The sequence below is a fragment of the Mesorhizobium sp. M1342 genome, assembly GCF_040317955.1.
Lineage (GTDB): Bacteria > Pseudomonadota > Alphaproteobacteria > Rhizobiales > Rhizobiaceae > Mesorhizobium.
The window spans coordinates 235025-250166 of sequence record NZ_JAMYLI010000005.1 but is presented as its reverse complement, the minus strand read 5'-3'; the positions used below and the strand labels follow the sequence as shown (position 1 = coordinate 250166).

At 63.8% G+C, this 15142-nt stretch carries 14 protein-coding genes; all 14 read left to right on the top strand.

All coding sequences use genetic code 11. The annotated features are described in order from the left end of the window. Nucleotides 1-25 precede the first annotated feature (25 nt). The 14 genes from NKH06_RS07420 (at nt 26) to NKH06_RS07355 (ending at nt 15131) form a co-directional block, all read left to right on the top strand. The gene (locus NKH06_RS07420; protein ID WP_352892634.1) at nt 26-754 is read left to right on the top strand and encodes an ABC transporter ATP-binding protein; all 729 of its coding nucleotides are present in this window, start codon (nt 26-28) and stop codon (nt 752-754) included. After that, nucleotides 751-1479, top strand: coding sequence for an ABC transporter ATP-binding protein (locus NKH06_RS07415; protein ID WP_352892622.1), 729 nt, complete (start codon nt 751-753; stop codon nt 1477-1479). Before NKH06_RS07420 ends, NKH06_RS07415 begins: the two co-directional genes overlap by 4 nt. Continuing rightward, nucleotides 1466-2329 carry a branched-chain amino acid ABC transporter permease gene (locus NKH06_RS07410; RefSeq protein ID WP_128302311.1) on the top strand — a complete coding sequence of 288 codons (864 nt, stop codon included), beginning with the start codon at nt 1466-1468 and terminating at the stop codon, nt 2327-2329. Before NKH06_RS07415 ends, NKH06_RS07410 begins: the two co-directional genes overlap by 14 nt. A 74-nt stretch (nt 2330-2403) precedes the next feature. Continuing rightward, nucleotides 2404-3351: a branched-chain amino acid ABC transporter permease gene (locus tag NKH06_RS07405; protein WP_352892621.1), complete on the top strand. Its 948-nt coding sequence runs from the start codon at nt 2404-2406 to the stop codon at nt 3349-3351. A 13-nt stretch (nt 3352-3364) separates the two neighbouring features. Next, nucleotides 3365-4381, top strand: a complete 1017-nt coding sequence (locus NKH06_RS07400) for a zinc-dependent alcohol dehydrogenase (protein ID WP_352892619.1) — start codon at nt 3365-3367, stop codon at nt 4379-4381. Nucleotides 4382-4413: 32 nt separating this feature from the next. Continuing rightward, on the top strand, nt 4414-5202 hold the full coding sequence (locus NKH06_RS07395) for an alpha/beta fold hydrolase (RefSeq protein WP_352892618.1): 789 nt from the start codon (nt 4414-4416) through the stop codon (nt 5200-5202). Between the two features lie 26 nt (nt 5203-5228). Beyond that, entirely contained in the window at nt 5229-6449 is a 1221-nt protein-coding gene (locus tag NKH06_RS07390; RefSeq protein WP_352892617.1) for an acyl-CoA dehydrogenase family protein, read from the top strand. Between the two features lie 63 nt (nt 6450-6512). Next, entirely contained in the window at nt 6513-7061 is a 549-nt protein-coding gene (locus tag NKH06_RS07385) for a flavin reductase family protein (protein WP_127255083.1), read from the top strand. A 391-nt stretch (nt 7062-7452) separates the two neighbouring features. Continuing rightward, on the top strand, nt 7453-8988 hold the full coding sequence (locus NKH06_RS07380; RefSeq protein WP_023808915.1) for an FGGY-family carbohydrate kinase: 1536 nt from the start codon (nt 7453-7455) through the stop codon (nt 8986-8988). Continuing rightward, nucleotides 8985-9761, top strand: coding sequence for a DeoR/GlpR family DNA-binding transcription regulator (locus NKH06_RS07375; RefSeq protein ID WP_031212333.1), 777 nt, complete (start codon nt 8985-8987; stop codon nt 9759-9761). Before NKH06_RS07380 ends, NKH06_RS07375 begins: the two co-directional genes overlap by 4 nt. After that, entirely contained in the window at nt 9758-11470 is a 1713-nt protein-coding gene (locus tag NKH06_RS07370) for a glycerol-3-phosphate dehydrogenase/oxidase (RefSeq protein ID WP_502896762.1), read from the top strand. The genes NKH06_RS07375 and NKH06_RS07370 overlap by 4 nt, the downstream gene beginning before the upstream one ends. Nucleotides 11471-11892: 422 nt before the next feature. Further along, nucleotides 11893-12903 (top strand): sugar-binding transcriptional regulator, encoded by a 1011-nt coding sequence (locus NKH06_RS07365; RefSeq protein ID WP_127296545.1) that lies wholly within the window; start codon nt 11893-11895, stop codon nt 12901-12903. 33 nt (nt 12904-12936) lie between these two features. Next, nucleotides 12937-13593, top strand: a complete 657-nt coding sequence (locus NKH06_RS07360; RefSeq protein ID WP_127296544.1) for a DUF2291 domain-containing protein — start codon at nt 12937-12939, stop codon at nt 13591-13593. Continuing rightward, on the top strand, nt 13590-15131 hold the full coding sequence (locus NKH06_RS07355) for a sugar ABC transporter ATP-binding protein (protein WP_352440100.1): 1542 nt from the start codon (nt 13590-13592) through the stop codon (nt 15129-15131). Before NKH06_RS07360 ends, NKH06_RS07355 begins: the two co-directional genes overlap by 4 nt. The last annotated feature ends 11 nt before the right edge of the window (nt 15132-15142 follow it).

The window sequence follows — 15142 nt, the reverse complement described above, 5'->3', positions numbered from 1 at the left end:
CATGAGCGGGAACGCGGGCAGAGTTATGGGTAGGGAAATCCTGCTGAAAGCGCACGGCGTGTCGAAGTCCTTCGGCGCTGTCCGCGTCCTGCATGACGTGAGTTTCGACGTGCATAGGGGCGAGGTCCTGGGCATCCTAGGCCCGAATGGCGCGGGCAAAACGACGCTGTTCAACATGATCAGCGGCGATTTGAAGACGTCCGGCGGCGAGATCCAGCTCGGCGACACCGCGCTTCGCGGCGAGCCGCCCTTCCGGCGTTGCCAGATGGGGATCGGGCGGACCTATCAGATCCCGCGTCCCTATTCCGGCATGACCACCTTCGAAAACCTGCTGGCCGCCGCCGCTTTCGGGGGCGGCCGGTCCGAGAAGCAGAGCTATGCTTTCTGCGCCCAGGTCCTGCGCGATTGCGAGCTCTCCGACAAGGCCAATGTCTCGGCCGGCGCTCTCACTCTGCTCGATCGCAAGCGGCTGGAGTTGGCGCGCGCGCTGGCGTCGGATCCGAAGCTGCTGCTGCTGGACGAGATCGCGGGTGGGCTGACCGACGATGAATCGAAGGCGCTGGTAGCGCTGGTGCGCCGCATCCGCGACCGTGGCATCACCATCGTGTGGATCGAGCATGTGTTGCACGCGCTGCTGGCGGTGGCCGACCGGTTGTTGGTGCTGAACTTCGGCGAGAAGATCGCTGAAGGCGTGCCCGCCGAAGTGATTGCGCTGCCCGAGGTCCAACGCGTCTACATGGGGATCGAGGCATGACGGCCGTTCTTTCCACCCACGGGCTATTGGCCCGCTATGGCGATTTCCAGGCGCTCTACGGCGTCGACATCGAGCTGCACCAGGGTGAGGCCGTGGCCTTGATCGGCGCCAACGGGGCAGGAAAATCTACACTCCTGCGTTCGATCATGGGCCTGCTCCCGGTCCGGCGCGAGATGGTGCTGCTGCACGGGGAGGCCGTTGGCGGCACCACCACCGACCGCATGGTGCAGAAGGGTGTCGCCATCGTGCCGGAGGGCCGCCGGCTCTTCACCGGCATGTCGGTCGAGGACAATCTGCGCGTCGCCATCGACCAGGCCGCGCGCATAGGCGCCAAGGGCGGATGGACGCTGCCGCGGTTGCATCAGCTGTTCCCGATCCTCAAGGAGAAGGCCCGCACGCAGGTCCAGAGCCTCTCGGGCGGGCAGCAACAGATGGTGGCGATCGGCCGCGCGCTGCTCTGCCAGCCGCGCGTGCTGCTCTGCGACGAGATCAGACTTGGTCTTGCGCCGAAGGTGATCCGCGAGATCTATGCCGCCTTGCCCGAAATCCGCGCCACGGGAACGGCGATGATCGTGGTCGAACAGGATGTCGGCCTCGCCCGGTCCGCCTCGGACCGCCTCTACTGCATGCTCGAGGGGCGCGTGACCCTGACCGGCAGGTCCGCCGAAATCACGCGCGAACAAATCGGCAAAGCCTATTTTGGAGCAGGCCATGGAGTGGTTTGACGCCTTGGTGCAAGGGATCCTGCTGGGCGGCATGTATGCCCAGTATGCGCTCGGCATGGCGTTGATGTTCGGCGTCATGCGGATCGTCAACATCAGCCATGGCGATCTTGTGATCCTTTTGTCGCTGATTGGCATCTCGATCGCCACGGCCTGGGGTCTGGGGCCGCTGCCTGTGCTGATCGTACTGGTGCCGCTCGCGGTGCTGATGGGCTGGGTGCTGCAGAAGGCCGTGCTGAACCGGGTGGTAGGGAGCGATCCGCTGCCCTCGCTGATCGCGACCTTCGGACTGTCGATCGCGCTGCAGAACCTGATGCTGCAGATATGGTCCGCGAACAGCCGATCGTTGCCCGGCCATGGAATAGAGAGTCAATCCATCGAGATCGGCGGTATCTATGTCGGCCTCCTGCCGCTGATCGTGCTGGCCGTCGCCACGGGATTGACAGGAGGCCTCGACCTGACGCTGAAGCGCACGCGCTTCGGCCGCGCGCTCCGCGCCGCGTCGGCCGATGTCGAGGCGGCGGCGATGACCGGCATCAACCCGCGCGCCGTCTATGCGATGGCGACAGCGGCGGCGGTCGGCATCCTCGGCTTTGCCGCCGTCTTCCAGGCGTTGCGGTCGACCGTTGCGCCGGCCGATGGACCTGCCCAGCTGATCTACGCGTTCGAAGCGGTGATCATCGGCGGCATGGGTACGGTATGGGGCGCCTTCGCCGGCTCGATGGTGCTCGGCATCTCGCAGGCCATCGGCTTCCGCATCGATCCGGGCTTCGGCGTGCTTGCCGGACATATCGTCTTCCTGATCGTGCTGGCGACCCGTCCACAGGGCCTGTTCGGAAAGGCATTGTCATGAGCGCAATCCCCTATGCTGCAACCGAAGTGCCCGAGGTCCTGGTCCAGCGCCAGACCCGGTCGGGTCGGATCGCGATGACGCTGGCGGTGCTGGTGCTGATTGGGGTGGCTATCATGCCGTGGTGGGCGTCGACCGGCACGATCCGATCGGTTCTGGTGCTGTGCTGCTATATCGCCGTCGCGCAGATGTGGAACCTGCTCGCCGGCTATGCCGGCCTCGTCTCGGTGGGCCAGCACGCGTTCATGGGGGCGGCCGGCTATGCGCTTTTCGTGTTGGCGCAGACTTACGGCATCAATCCGTTTCTGGCGGTCTTCCTTTCGCTGCTGGCGCCGGCCGCGCTGGCCGTGCCGATCTACCTGCTGCTGCATCGCCTGGATGGCCCCTATTTTTCGATCGGCACATGGGTGGTGGCCGAGGTATTCCGGCTGGCCGCCTCGAATCTCCCGCTCGTCAATTCCGGCGCGGGGATGTCGCTTCGCGTGATGAAGGACTATTCGGCCTTCGAGCGGAATGTCGCCATGTCGCTGCTCTGCGCGGGGATGCTGCTCGTCACGCTGGGCGGCAGCTATTGGCTGCTTCGCTCGCGCTTCGGCCTTGCGCTGATCGCCATGCGCGACAATCCGGTCGCGGCTGCCAGCCAGGGCGTGAACGTCGTGAAGCTGCGCTTCCTGATCTACGTCGCGTCAGCGGTCGGCTGCGGCCTTGCGGGCGCGATCTATTTCATGGCGCAGCTGCGCATCACCCCGGGTTCGGCCTTTGATCCGATGTGGGCGAACGTCGCGATCTTCATCGTCATGGTCGGCGGGATCGGGTCCATCGAGGGCGTTCTGATCGGATCTCTGATCTTCTTCATCGCGGACCGCTGGTTCGGTGAATACGGCGCAACCTATTTCGTCGTCCTTGGCCTGATGACGCTCCTGGTCGCGCTCTACGCCCGCACCGGCATATGGGGCCTGATCTCGAAACGATGGGATGCACCGTGGTTCCCGATCCGGCGCAAGCTCGTCGATCCGAAACAATGAGAGGGAGGGTTTCATGAAAGCGGCCATCTTCGATACGGTCGGCAGGCCGCTGCGGATCGGCATGGTGCCGGATCCGACGCCGGCACCGGACGAGGTCGTCTTGCGCATCGCCGCTTGCGGCATTTGCGGCAGTGACCTGCACATCACCGAGGATCCTGTCCCTTTCGGCATCGGTGGAGGTTTTGTTCTTGGCCATGAATTCGCCGGCGACATCGTCGCGCTGGGATCAAGGGTGACGGGCCTTCGGATCGGCGACCGCGTGGCCGTCGTACCGATGCGCGGCTGCGGACACTGCCAGGCCTGCAGGCGAGGCGATCCAGGCCGCTGTCCCCAGATGGTGCTGATTGGCGGCGGCTATGCGCAATACGCAACGGTGGCCGCGCGCCAGTGCCATATCCTGCCCGACGATGTCGCGCTCGAAGATGGTGCGTTGGCCGAACCGCTCTCGGTCGCGTTGCACTGCATCGTCCGCTCGGGCATGAAGCCCGGAGACCGGGTCGCCATCCTTGGCGCCGGACCGATCGGCCTGCTCGTCGCTTTCTGGGCGCGGCGGCTGGGAGCGTCTTGTGTGGTCGTGGCCGATATTCACAGCCATCAGCGTGACCGTGCGCTCGCACTGGGCGCAACCGGTTTCGCGCTGTCCGGAAACAAGCTGGCGGATAGCCTTGCCGATCTCTGCGGAGGAGCCCCCGATATCGTCTTCGAATGCGTCGGCAAGCGCGGCCTTATCGACGCGGCGGTCAAGGCGGTTCGGCCGCAGGGCACGGTGGTCGGTGTCGGCTTGTGTATCGGCGGCGACGAATGGGATCCATTCGTCGCGCTGACGAAGGAAGTGAACCTCCTGTTTTCGGTTTTCTTCCATCAGCGCAACGAATTCGGTCCAGCGCTCGACGCGCTGCGCGGCGGGCCTTTCGCGCCCCAGGCTTTGATCACTGATCGGATCGATCTCTCGCCGGTTCCGCAGGTCTTCGAGGGCCTTCGCCACCGCACCACGCAATGCAAGGTGCTGATCCAGCCGGAACTTGTCTGAGGAGACCGGAACTTGTCTAAGGAGAAATGAGAATGGCCGTTCAATTCGAAACGCTCGAATACGATGTCGGTGGCACGAAAACGGTGGTGAAGGCCATCGGTCGGGGCAAGCCCGTGCTGTTCCTGCACGGCGCCTCGACGCTTGAAGGCTTCGACTTTGCCGAAGGCCTCGCCGATCGCTTCCGCGTGCTCAGCCCGAGCCATCCGGGCTTCGGCTTTTCAGGTCCGGCGCCGCATATGGCCGGGATGTCCGACATGGTTCTGCACTATCTGAACCTGCTCGATGTTCTGGACCTGCCGGAGAAGCCTCATCTCATCGGCTTTTCCATGGGCGGCTGGATGGCGACCGAACTCGCCGGCCTTGCGCGCGAACGCTTCGACAAGATGGTGCTGATCGCGCCGGCAGGGCTCAACGATCCCGCGCATCCGGCCACCGATCTGGGCGCGGTCGCGCCGCAAGAGCTGCCGGCCTATCTGGCGCACGACGTCTCGGTGGCGCTGCGCTATTTCCCGGATGGTTCCGACCCCTCCTTTGCGGGGGCCTTCGGCGCCGATCGCGCCCGCGAAGGCGAGACGCTCGGTCGGCTGCTGACGCCATTCGGCATGGGCCATCCGAACCTGCGGCGCTTCCTGGTGCGCATCACCAACCCGACGCTGATCGTCTGGGGTACCAAGGACCGTCTGCTGCCGGCGAGCCAGGCGCCGCTCTTTGTCGAGGCGCTGCCCGATGCACGGCTGATCCTGGTCGAGGGCGCCGGCCACTTCGTCATGCAGGAAAAACCCGAAACGCTCAGGAAGATCGGCGACTTCCTCGCCGGCTGACCGCATTTGAAAAAGGAGGAGAAGACATGAACAAACCCATCAAGCACAGCTCGTGGGGGACGACCACCGACTATCGCGACCTGCTGACGAAGATCGCGGAGATCGGGCCGGCCCTGGAAGCCAACGCCATCGCCGATGAGGAGAGCGGCGAACTGACTTCGGCCACGTTCGAGCTGCTGAAGCCGTTGCGCATGTCGCATATCTTCGCCGCGGAGAGCCTCGGCGGCGCGCAGTTGCGACCCACCCAGGGTCTCGAACTGCTGGAGACGATCACCTGGTATTCGGGAGCGGCCGGCTGGGTTTCCATGGTGCATTGCTGCATCGGTGCGATGTCGGCGGCCTTTCTGCCGGACAGCGCGGTCGAGCGGCTTTTCGCGCCGGGCACCGACAACCGTTTCTCGGGGCAGGGCGCGCCGCTTGGCATGCTGAAGAAGGTCGACGGTGGTTACCGGCTGAACGGCAAGTGGAGCTATGGCAGCGGCTTCAGCCACGCCACCTATAGCCACAGTGCCGCCTTCGTCGATGACGGCACCGGCAAGCCCGCGAAGGACGACAAGGGCAATGTGATTATCATGTGCGCCCATGCGCCGATCTCGCAGCACAAGCAGCTCGGCAATTGGGACGTTCTGGGCCTCGGCGGCACCGGCAGCATCGACTATGCGGCCGAGGATGTCTTCATCGCCGACGATCTCGTCTTCCCGATCCTGACCGCACCGCCGCTGCGCCAGAAGGAGTTCTTCAGTCTCGGTGTCGTGGGCCTCGCCGCCATCGGTCATACCGGCTGGGCGCTCGGCACCGGGCGGCGGATGCTGGACGAGATTGCCAAGTTCGCCCGCAGCAAGTCAGGCCGCGCCGGACTGATCGGCGAGAGCGAGAAGTTCTGGCACGACTATGGCCGCGCCGAAGCCCGCTATCGCGCTGCCCGCGCCTTCGTCTTCGAAGTCTGGCGCGACATCGAGGCGACGGTCGAAGCCGGAAACAGCGTATCGACGCGGCAGATCAGCCTTGTCCATCTGGCCAAATCCGAGATTCACGAGGTTGGCGTCGATATCTGCAACTTCGCCTACCGCGCGGGCGGCGGCGCGTCGCTGCGCGCCGGTGTGATCCAGCGGACCTTCCGCGAGATGATGGTGGCGGCCAACCACTTCACGATCGCGCCGTCGATAGTCACCTCGGCCGGCCGCGACATCGGCGGTCTGTGGAGCGATCGCACCTGGCAGTTCTACGACCTGATCGAGAAGAAGTAGTCCGCAAGGGCCGGACGGCGGACGCCGTCCGGCCCTTATTCACGCTGCAGAAGAGAGACGTCGATGAGCTTCCCGCATCCGATGACCAACGCCTTCCGCGAAGCCTTTCGCCACCATCCGGCCGGTGTTGCCGTGATCACGGCCGACCCCGGCGACAGGCCGGTGGCGATGACCGTATCCTCGCTGATCTCGGTAAGTGCCGCGCCGCCGGTCGTCGCTTTCTCGCTCTCCATGAAATCGACTTCGTCCGAGCCCTTGCTACGGGCCGAGACCATGGTGATCCACCTGCTGCGCTTCACTGATATCGACCTGGCGCAGCTCTGCGCGTCGAGCGGCGCGGAACGTTTCCCGCCGGGAGGCGCCTGGGCGCGGCTGCCTACGGGCGAACCCCGCTATACCGGCGTTTCGACCTGGTTCCGCGCCCGTCGGCTCGGCATCCTGCCGATCGAGGGCGCGACGCTGGTCGCGGCCGAACTCCTTGACGGCGAGGTGCAGCCGGACGAGGTCCCCCCGGAGGCGCATTCGCTTGTTTATCTCGACCGTCGCTGGCATCGCCTGCACAAGGAACTGGACGGGGTGGCTGAGCTTCTTGAGTCGTCGCGTTTTCTTTGAACGGCGCCGAAGCGCGGGTTGTCCGGTCGTTGCGCACGGAACTTGCAAAGCCAGTCGAAGCGCGTTCGGCGTCAGTCGTACCGCGCTCCCTGGCTCGCCGCGCAGGGTTGAGGGTCATCCGGCCAGTTGGGCATTGGCCGGAACTTCGTCCCGCATCGGATGCGGTACGAGTGGATGGCAATTTTTGTCGCAGATGACGTCAGACTTTTCCGCAAAAATATCTCACATGTTGACGTTAACTTAACATGCTATTATGGTCTGTTTACCGCGTCGGATGCGTCGCTTTTGTATCACCGTTGCTCGTTGATTTTCGTCATGTCTGTCATCCCTATCCCAACCTGCAGGTTAGCCTTGCAGCGCCCTTCACCAGTTGCTGAAAGCGGCGGCGCCCATGCCCAGTTTGCTCGGAATCGATAACGGTCTCACGGTCACCAAGGCAGTGATCTTCGATGCCGATGGCACGCAGTTGTCGGTGGCGCGTCGGCGCGTTCCGCAGTCGATGCCCCATGCGCGCTGGGTGGAGCGCGACATGGCAAGGCTATGGCAAGCCACCGCCGATGCCATCCGCGAAGCGATCGCATTGTGCGGCCGGCCCGCCAACGATATCAAGGCGGTGGCGGCGACCGCACACGGCGATGGTCTCTATTTGCTCGACAAGGATCGCCGGCCGCTAGGCCCCGGTATCCTGTCGCTTGACAGCCGCGCCGGCGAGATTGTCGAACAATGGTCGGCGGACGGGGTCTTCCAAAATGCGTTGGCGCGCACCGGACAGGCGCCGCACGTTTCGGCTCCGTCGGCGCTGCTGGCCTGGATCAGGAAGAACCAACCCGACCGCTATGGCCGCATCGGGCATATACTGGCCTGCAAGGACTGGCTGCGCTTTTGCCTGACCGGCACGATCGGCACCGACCGTACCGAGGCAAGCACCTCATTCACGGATTTCCGCACGCAGGATTACGCGCTGGAAGCGATGCGCATCTTCGAACTGGACGATCTTTTCGACGCGCTGCCGCCGATGGCGCATTCGGCCGAGATCGCCGGCCACGTTACCGCCGAGGCCGCCGACATGACCGGCCTTGCCAAGGGGACACCGGTCGCGAGCGGCCTGCATGACGTAACTGGCTCCGCACTTGGCATGGGCGGCCATGAGGAGGGCGTGCTCGCCATTGTTGCCGGGACCTATTCCATCAACGAAGTAGTCTCTTCGCAACCGCGCGTCGATCCGCGTTGGCTCTGTCGCAACGCCATCGACGCCGGCCGCTGGAACAACATGGCGATATCGCCGGCCTCGACCGCGAACTACGATTGGTTTCTCGACACGTTCTGCCGCTCGGAACAGGAGAGGGCATCGGTCGGTGGTGGCTCGATCCACGAGTTTCTGGCAGGCGAGATCGACGCGGCGCTGAAAAAGCGGTCGACCATCCTGTTTCATCCCTATCTGTTCGGCTCCCCCTTTGGCGATGTCGCCAGCGCCAGCTTTGTCGGCCTTCACGGCTGGCACGATCGCGGCGATATGCTCAAGGCGGTTCTAGAGGGCATTGCCTTCAATCATCGCACCCATGTCGAAGCCCTGCGCGAGGGCTTTGCTATCAGCGAGATCCGCCTGACCGGGGGCGGTTCACGCAATCCGGCCTTTGTCCAGATGTTTGCCGATGTGCTGAATGCCCCGGTCACCGTCACCTCGACCGACGAGGCCGCGGCCTTTGGCGCGGCCCTTTGCGCGGGTGCCGCGGTGGGCATCTTCGCGACGCCGCAACAAGGCGCCAGGCAAGCCGGCATGACGGCACGCCAATACGAGCCGATGGCGGCCTCAAGTGCTGTGTTCAACGAGCGCTTTTCCCTCTATGGCCGCATAGCCGGTGCGCTCGAACCGCAGTGGCCGGAGATCGAGAAGCTGGCGCGGCAAGACACTGGGGGAACCGCATGATCAAGGCCGACGAACGACGCGAAGAGATCGCCGACTATGTGATCAAGCTCGGCCAGGTGCGCATCGACGATCTGGTCGAACATTTCGGCGTATCGCGCATGACCATCCACCGGCACATCGACCGGCTGGCGCAGCAGGGTGTGCTGCGCAAGCTGCACGGTGCGGTGACGGTTCAGCCTTCCGGCCTCTATGAAAGCGCCTTCCGCTACCGGGTGACGGTCAATCGGGCCGAGAAGGATGCGCTGGCGCGGGCGGCGCTCGATTTTGTCGAGGCCGGCCAAGTGGTGATGCTGGACGATTCCTCGACGGCAAACGCCGTCGCCACGCTGCTGCTCGACGTCAAGCCGCTGACCGTCATCACCAATTCAGTGGCGACGGCTTCCCTGCTGACCAATGTCGACGAACTCGACTTCATCTGTCTCGGCGGTCAGTACCACGGCACCTACAACGCCTATATCGGCATCGTCTGCGAGAACGCCGTGGCGCAGCTGCGCGCCAATGTGCTGATCTGTTCGGCTTCGGCCATCACTGGAACCACCGCCTTCATCCAGGACCCCAATGTCGTGCGGGTCAAGCAGGCGATGATGGCCGCATCGGTCAAGCGCATCCTTTTGATTGACCATGCCAAGTTCGACAGGATCGCACTGCACGTCTTCGACGATCTGACCAGCTTCGACGTCGTGCTGGCGACCGAAGGCCTGGGCGATGCGCGGGCGCGGGCCCTCGAACGGGCCGGCGTGAAGCTGCGCATCGTCAAGACGAAAGCGCCATGAGCTCAAGCGAAGCAACATTTACGGAAAATCCCGCCGGGCGATTGGCCGCCATGGCCGGGACCGGCGAGGTCGACGTCGTCATCCTTGGCGCCGGCATCAACGGGGCGGGCTTGTTTCGCGACCTGTGCGCGCAGGGCGTCAGCTGCCTGATCGTCGACAAGGCGGATTTCGGCTCCGGCACCAGTGCCGCGCCATCGCGGCTCATTCACGGTGGCCTGAAATATCTAGAAACTGGCGAATTCGGGCTGGTGGCGCAATCGACGCTCGAGCGCAATTTGCTTTTGAAAAACGCGCCGCACTATGTCAGCCCGCTGCCGACCGTCATCCCGATCTTTTCCTGGAGCAAGGGCATGCTGGCGGCGCTGCGGACGCTGTTCGGCTCGACCAGCGCGCCGCGCAGCCGCGGCGCCATCCTGATCAAGATCGGCCTGATGATCTATGATTTCTACGGCTCGCGAAACCAGGTCATGCCGCGCCACCGCATGGTCGGGCGGCGCCAGGCGCTCAGCAAGATGCCGGCGCTCAACCCCTCGATCGTCGCCACCGGCACCTATTACGACGCCAAGATAAGCCATCCCGAAAGGCTGGTGCTCGAACTGATCCTCGATGGGCTGCAGGCAAATACGGCCTCGGCCAGCGCGAACTACACGGCGCTGGCGAAGTCCGCCGATGGCGTGCTGACCTTCCAGCCGAAAAACGGCGCGGCCTTTTCGGTGCGGCCGAAGCTGGTGGTCAATGCCGCCGGTCCATGGATCGACGATGTCAACGATTTGCTAGGCGCGCCGTCGAAGATGATCGGCGGTACCAAGGGCTCGCACATCCTGCTGAAGCATGACGAGCTGGTCAGAAGCCTTGCCGGGCGCATGCTCTATTTCGAGGCCGATGACGGCCGCATCTGCCTTGTCTACGACTATCTCGGCCTGGCGCTGGTCGGCTCTACCGACATCAAGGCCGACAATCCCGACGCGGTACGCTGCGAGCCTGACGAAGTGGAGTACCTGCTCGACAGCGTACGCACGCTGCTGCCGGGGATGGCGTTCGAACGCGACCAGATCGTCTATGCCTATAGCGGCATCCGGCCGCTGCCGGCCTCGGATGCATCGGTGCCCGGCTTAATCAGCCGTGACCACTCGGCGCCAGTCGCCGAGCCGGATGGGAACAGACCTTTCGCGGTCATCTCGCTGATCGGCGGCAAGTGGACGACCTTTCGCGGCTTCGCCGAGGAAGTCGCCGACACCGTGCTCGGCCGCCTGCAGCGCAGCCGCAAGGTGACGACGCAGGCCATGCCGATCGGCGGCGGCAGGGATTTCCCGGCCGATGCCGCAGCGCGAGCAAGTTGGCTGGCTCTGGCTCACTCGGAAACGGGCGCTGGAGGACGGCGTCTCGAGGCGCTGCTGTCGCGATATGGCACCAGAGCCACGCAGATCGCCACGCATGGGTCGGGTGATGAGGGTCGGCTGCCGGATTCAGAAAGCTACAGCAAATCGGAAATCGACTACATCGTCCGCACCGAGTTCGTCGAACATCTGGCCGATATCGTCATGCGCCGCAGCACCCTGGCGATATCAGGGTCACTGACGGGCCGGGATCTGCAGGAGATTGCGACGATTGCCGGACGGGCGCTGGGCTGGAGCGCCGGGCGCCTCGCAGAGGAAGTCGAGGCCGCCGCCCTGGAACTCGAGGACCGGAACCTGATGCGGCTGGGCTGATCATTCCGTCGCCGATGCTCTTTCCCAAGGCAATCCGGTCGGTTTGCCTAAGGATGCGCCGCATCCCCAATCGCTCAACTCACAGGCGGGTTGGGATTTTGCGATATTAGATATTATTATTGAGAAACAGTTAGTTAGCAAAAAATTGGATAGCCGATGGCTGTGCAATTCTACTGGCTCAGACACGAAATAACACAGATTGACGTTAAATTAACATAGCCGTATGATCAAGTGACATGCTCACCTCCTAATAGGTCGATGTTGCCCGCCGAAATGCCGGCAGACCGGCGTTTCGGGAAGGGCGAGAACTGTGAATTCCCCGTATGTGCATGCGCCAAATCCGGCGAGGGATTGACAGCGATGCAGGGATGTGAAAATTTTTGCACACAAAGATAATAATATCATCTCAGGGAGGAGATGTCTTGAAATCCGGCGGAGCCGCTAACCGCGATCATGAGTCCAGCCTCGCCACCCGCGCGGCCTGGCTTCACTATGCCGGGGGGCTGACGCAGGCCCAGGTGGCCAAGCGGCTCGGCCTGACCAGCCTCAAGGCGCATCGGCTCATCACCCGGGCCACCCAGGATGGCCTTGTCAGGGTAATCATCGACGGCGATGTCGGCGAATGCATCGACCTCGAGCAGCAGCTGATCAATGCTTACGGGCTGGATTACTGCGAGGTCGTTCCTGATCTCGATCAGGACGAGCTGCCGCTGAAGGCCCTTGGCATCGCCGGCGCTCAGTTTCTGAAGCGGGAGATCGATCGCGGCGAGGACATGCTGATCGGCGTCGGCCATGGCCGTACCCTTGCCGCAAGCGTCGAGTATCTGACGCGCACCGCCGCTGCCCATATCCGTTTCGTCTCGCTGCTTGGCGGCGTGACGCGCAAATTCGCGGCCAACCCGCACGATGTCATGCATCGGCTGGCCGAGCGGACCGGCGCGCAGGCCTATGTGATGCCGGTGCCTTTCGTCGCCAACACCGCCGAGGACCGTGAAGTGCTGCTTGGCCAGCGCGGCATCAGCGATGTCTTCGACCTCGCAAGCCGGTCCGACCTGATGTTCGTCGGCATAGGCACCGCCGAACGGGAAGCCTCGCTGGTCGCTACCGCCATGATCGAACATTCCGAAATCGATGAGGTCAAACGGGATGGCGGCGTCGGCGAGCTGCTCGCCCACTTCTTCGACGACAAGGGACGCCCGGTGGAAACGGCGCTGTCGGACAGAATCCTGGCGCTTCCGCGGGACCAGTTGAAGGGCCGTCGGATCGTCGCAGTCGCCGGCGGCAAGGTGAAAATACGCGCCATCAAGGCGGTGCTCGAAAGCCGCTATCTGAGCGGGCTGATCACTGACGAGTCCACCGCCCGTGCCCTTGTCGAACAGAACAAACCCAATGGTGCGAAGCGCCATGTGAACGGAGGATCGTCAAATGCGTGACAAGCGCGGATCAGCCTTGCCGGCGGTTGCGTCATGAGCGCGAAGGCCGCCCCCGCACCAACCAGGCCGGCTTCGCCCGGCTTGCGTCGGGTACTTGCCGGCGCTGCGGTTGTCGTCCTGCTCGGCGCCATGGCGCTCGACACCAACGTGGTCAGGATCGGCTCTGCCGGCGATGTCCGCAGCGCCGTCTTTTCCGCCGCCGACTACGGCAAGTCGGAGTTTCCCAAGGTGCAGGCCGATGTCGAAGCGCGTGCCGCCGACGCGGCAACGGTGGCGACGGCGATCACCAAGGACAGGGCAACGGCGGAAAAGGAATACGGCGTGCCGGCGGGCGTTGGGCCGGTCATCTCGGTGAAGTTCACCGGCGTCGTCGGCGAAGGAAAATCGGGCATCTACAAAGTCGCCGTCGAAGGTGTGCCGGACACGCTGATGATCCGCGTGCAGACGGGACCGGCGATCAACGGCACCGAGCTTCGCGACGCCACCGGCAAGATCACATTCGGCCAGTTCACCAACCAGATCGAATACCAGGACGCCGGTTCGGCGCTGAACAACGAGATGAAGAAGGAAATCCTGGCCAAGGTCGATACGAGCACCTTGACCGGCAAGACCATATCGGTGGTCGGCGCATTCAAGCTGGTCAACCCGAAGAGCTGGCTGGTCACTCCGGTGAGGCTGGAGGTCAAATGAGCGCGGCTGCCGACACCGGACCCGCGAATGGCGACGCCGTGCTTTCGGCGCGCAACATCGTCATGTCGTATGGCGGCGTCCATGCACTCAAGGGCGTCAATTTCGACATCCATCGCGGCAAGGTCACCACGCTGTTCGGAGAAAATGGCGCCGGCAAGTCGACGCTGATGAAGATCCTCTCCGGCGTGGTCACGCCGACATCCGGCGACATCGTGCTCGACGGCAATCTCGTCAGTTTTTCCTCATCCTCGGACGCACGCGATCGCGGCATCTCGATCATTCACCAGGAACTGAGCCTGGCGCCCAATCTCAGCGTTCGCGACAACATCTTCATGGGCCGCGAACTGCGCACCAGGACCGGCCTCGACTTCGCCGAAGAATCGCGCCAGGCGCGCGCGCTGATGGCTGATCTCGAAGAGGACATCGACCCGATGACCCTGGTCGAGGATCTGCGCCTGGGCCAACAGCAGATCGTCGAGATCGCGCGGGCGCTGTCGGTCGATTCGCGCATCCTGATCATGGACGAGCCGACCTCGGCGCTCAGCGCCACAGAGGTGGAGGTGCTGTTCAAGGTGATCCGCGATTTGACCAGCCGCGGCGTTTCCATCGTCTACATCTCACATCACCTCGAAGAGGCGCTGCAGATCACCGACTACGCCGTTGTCCTGCGCGACGGGGCGATAACGGCGACGGCTGAAGCCAGAAACATCGACCTCGAGTGGATCGTCCGCAACATGGTCGGCGAGAACTTCGATCTCGGCTCGCCGCCGACCGGCCATGCGTTCGGTGAGGTCGCCCTGTCGATCGAGGATGTCAGCGTCGTCGACACTTCGGGCTCGGGCTATTCCGTCGTCGACCACCTGTCGCTGGATGTCCGGGCAGGCGAGATCGTCTGCATCTATGGGCTGATGGGCGCCGGGCGCACGGAATTGCTGGAAGCCGTCGCCGGACGGGTGCCGATGGCGGGCGGCCGCGCGCTTCTGGAAGGCGAGGACGTTTCGGGACTGAGCATTGCCCAGCGCATCTCCAGAGGTCTTGTGCTGGTCCCCGAGGACCGCCAGCGCGACGGGCTGGTGCAGACGATGACCGTCGGCCGCAATCTCTCGCTGGCCAGCATCGAGGCGTTCGCCAAGGGGCTGTTTCTGTCCCGTTCCAAGGAGGGTGGGCTGGTCGAGGATTCGATCCGCAAGGTGACCATAAAGACCGCAGGCGGCAATGCCATGATCGGATCGCTGTCGGGCGGCAATCAGCAGAAGGTCGTCATCGGCAAGATGCTGACGACCAACCCAAAAGTCATCCTTCTCGACGAACCGAGCCGTGGCATCGATGTCGGCGCCAAGGCCGAGGTCTTCCGCTTGCTGAGCGAACGCGCCGCGCAAGGGCTTGCGGTCGTCTTCTCGACCTCTGAGGTCAACGAATGCCTCAGCATTGCCCACCGCATCGTCGTCATGCGGCGTGGCAGGATTTCAGCTGAATTCGGCGCCAACGCCACCAAAGAGCAGATCATGGCCGCCTCTGGCGAAGCCGTGGTCGCCTGATCACCAGAATT

What these genes read in the sequence shown, in the direction of transcription:
- NKH06_RS07420 (WP_352892634.1), top strand. Translation starts at nt 26, where the DNA reads ATGGGTAGGGAAATCCTGCTGAAAGCGCACGGCGTGTCGAAGTCCTTC.
- NKH06_RS07415 (WP_352892622.1), top strand. Translation starts at nt 751, where the DNA reads ATGACGGCCGTTCTTTCCACCCACGGGCTATTGGCCCGCTATGGCGAT.
- NKH06_RS07410 (WP_128302311.1), top strand. Translation starts at nt 1,466, where the DNA reads ATGGAGTGGTTTGACGCCTTGGTGCAAGGGATCCTGCTGGGCGGCATG.
- NKH06_RS07405 (WP_352892621.1), top strand. Translation starts at nt 2,404, where the DNA reads ATGACGCTGGCGGTGCTGGTGCTGATTGGGGTGGCTATCATGCCGTGG.
- NKH06_RS07400 (WP_352892619.1), top strand. Translation starts at nt 3,365, where the DNA reads ATGAAAGCGGCCATCTTCGATACGGTCGGCAGGCCGCTGCGGATCGGC.
- NKH06_RS07395 (WP_352892618.1), top strand. Translation starts at nt 4,414, where the DNA reads ATGGCCGTTCAATTCGAAACGCTCGAATACGATGTCGGTGGCACGAAA.
- NKH06_RS07390 (WP_352892617.1), top strand. Translation starts at nt 5,229, where the DNA reads ATGAACAAACCCATCAAGCACAGCTCGTGGGGGACGACCACCGACTAT.
- NKH06_RS07385 (WP_127255083.1), top strand. Translation starts at nt 6,513, where the DNA reads ATGAGCTTCCCGCATCCGATGACCAACGCCTTCCGCGAAGCCTTTCGC.
- NKH06_RS07380 (WP_023808915.1), top strand. Translation starts at nt 7,453, where the DNA reads ATGCCCAGTTTGCTCGGAATCGATAACGGTCTCACGGTCACCAAGGCA.
- NKH06_RS07375 (WP_031212333.1), top strand. Translation starts at nt 8,985, where the DNA reads ATGATCAAGGCCGACGAACGACGCGAAGAGATCGCCGACTATGTGATC.
- NKH06_RS07370 (WP_502896762.1), top strand. Translation starts at nt 9,758, where the DNA reads ATGAGCTCAAGCGAAGCAACATTTACGGAAAATCCCGCCGGGCGATTG.
- NKH06_RS07360 (WP_127296544.1), top strand. Translation starts at nt 12,937, where the DNA reads ATGAGCGCGAAGGCCGCCCCCGCACCAACCAGGCCGGCTTCGCCCGGC.
- NKH06_RS07355 (WP_352440100.1), top strand. Translation starts at nt 13,590, where the DNA reads ATGAGCGCGGCTGCCGACACCGGACCCGCGAATGGCGACGCCGTGCTT.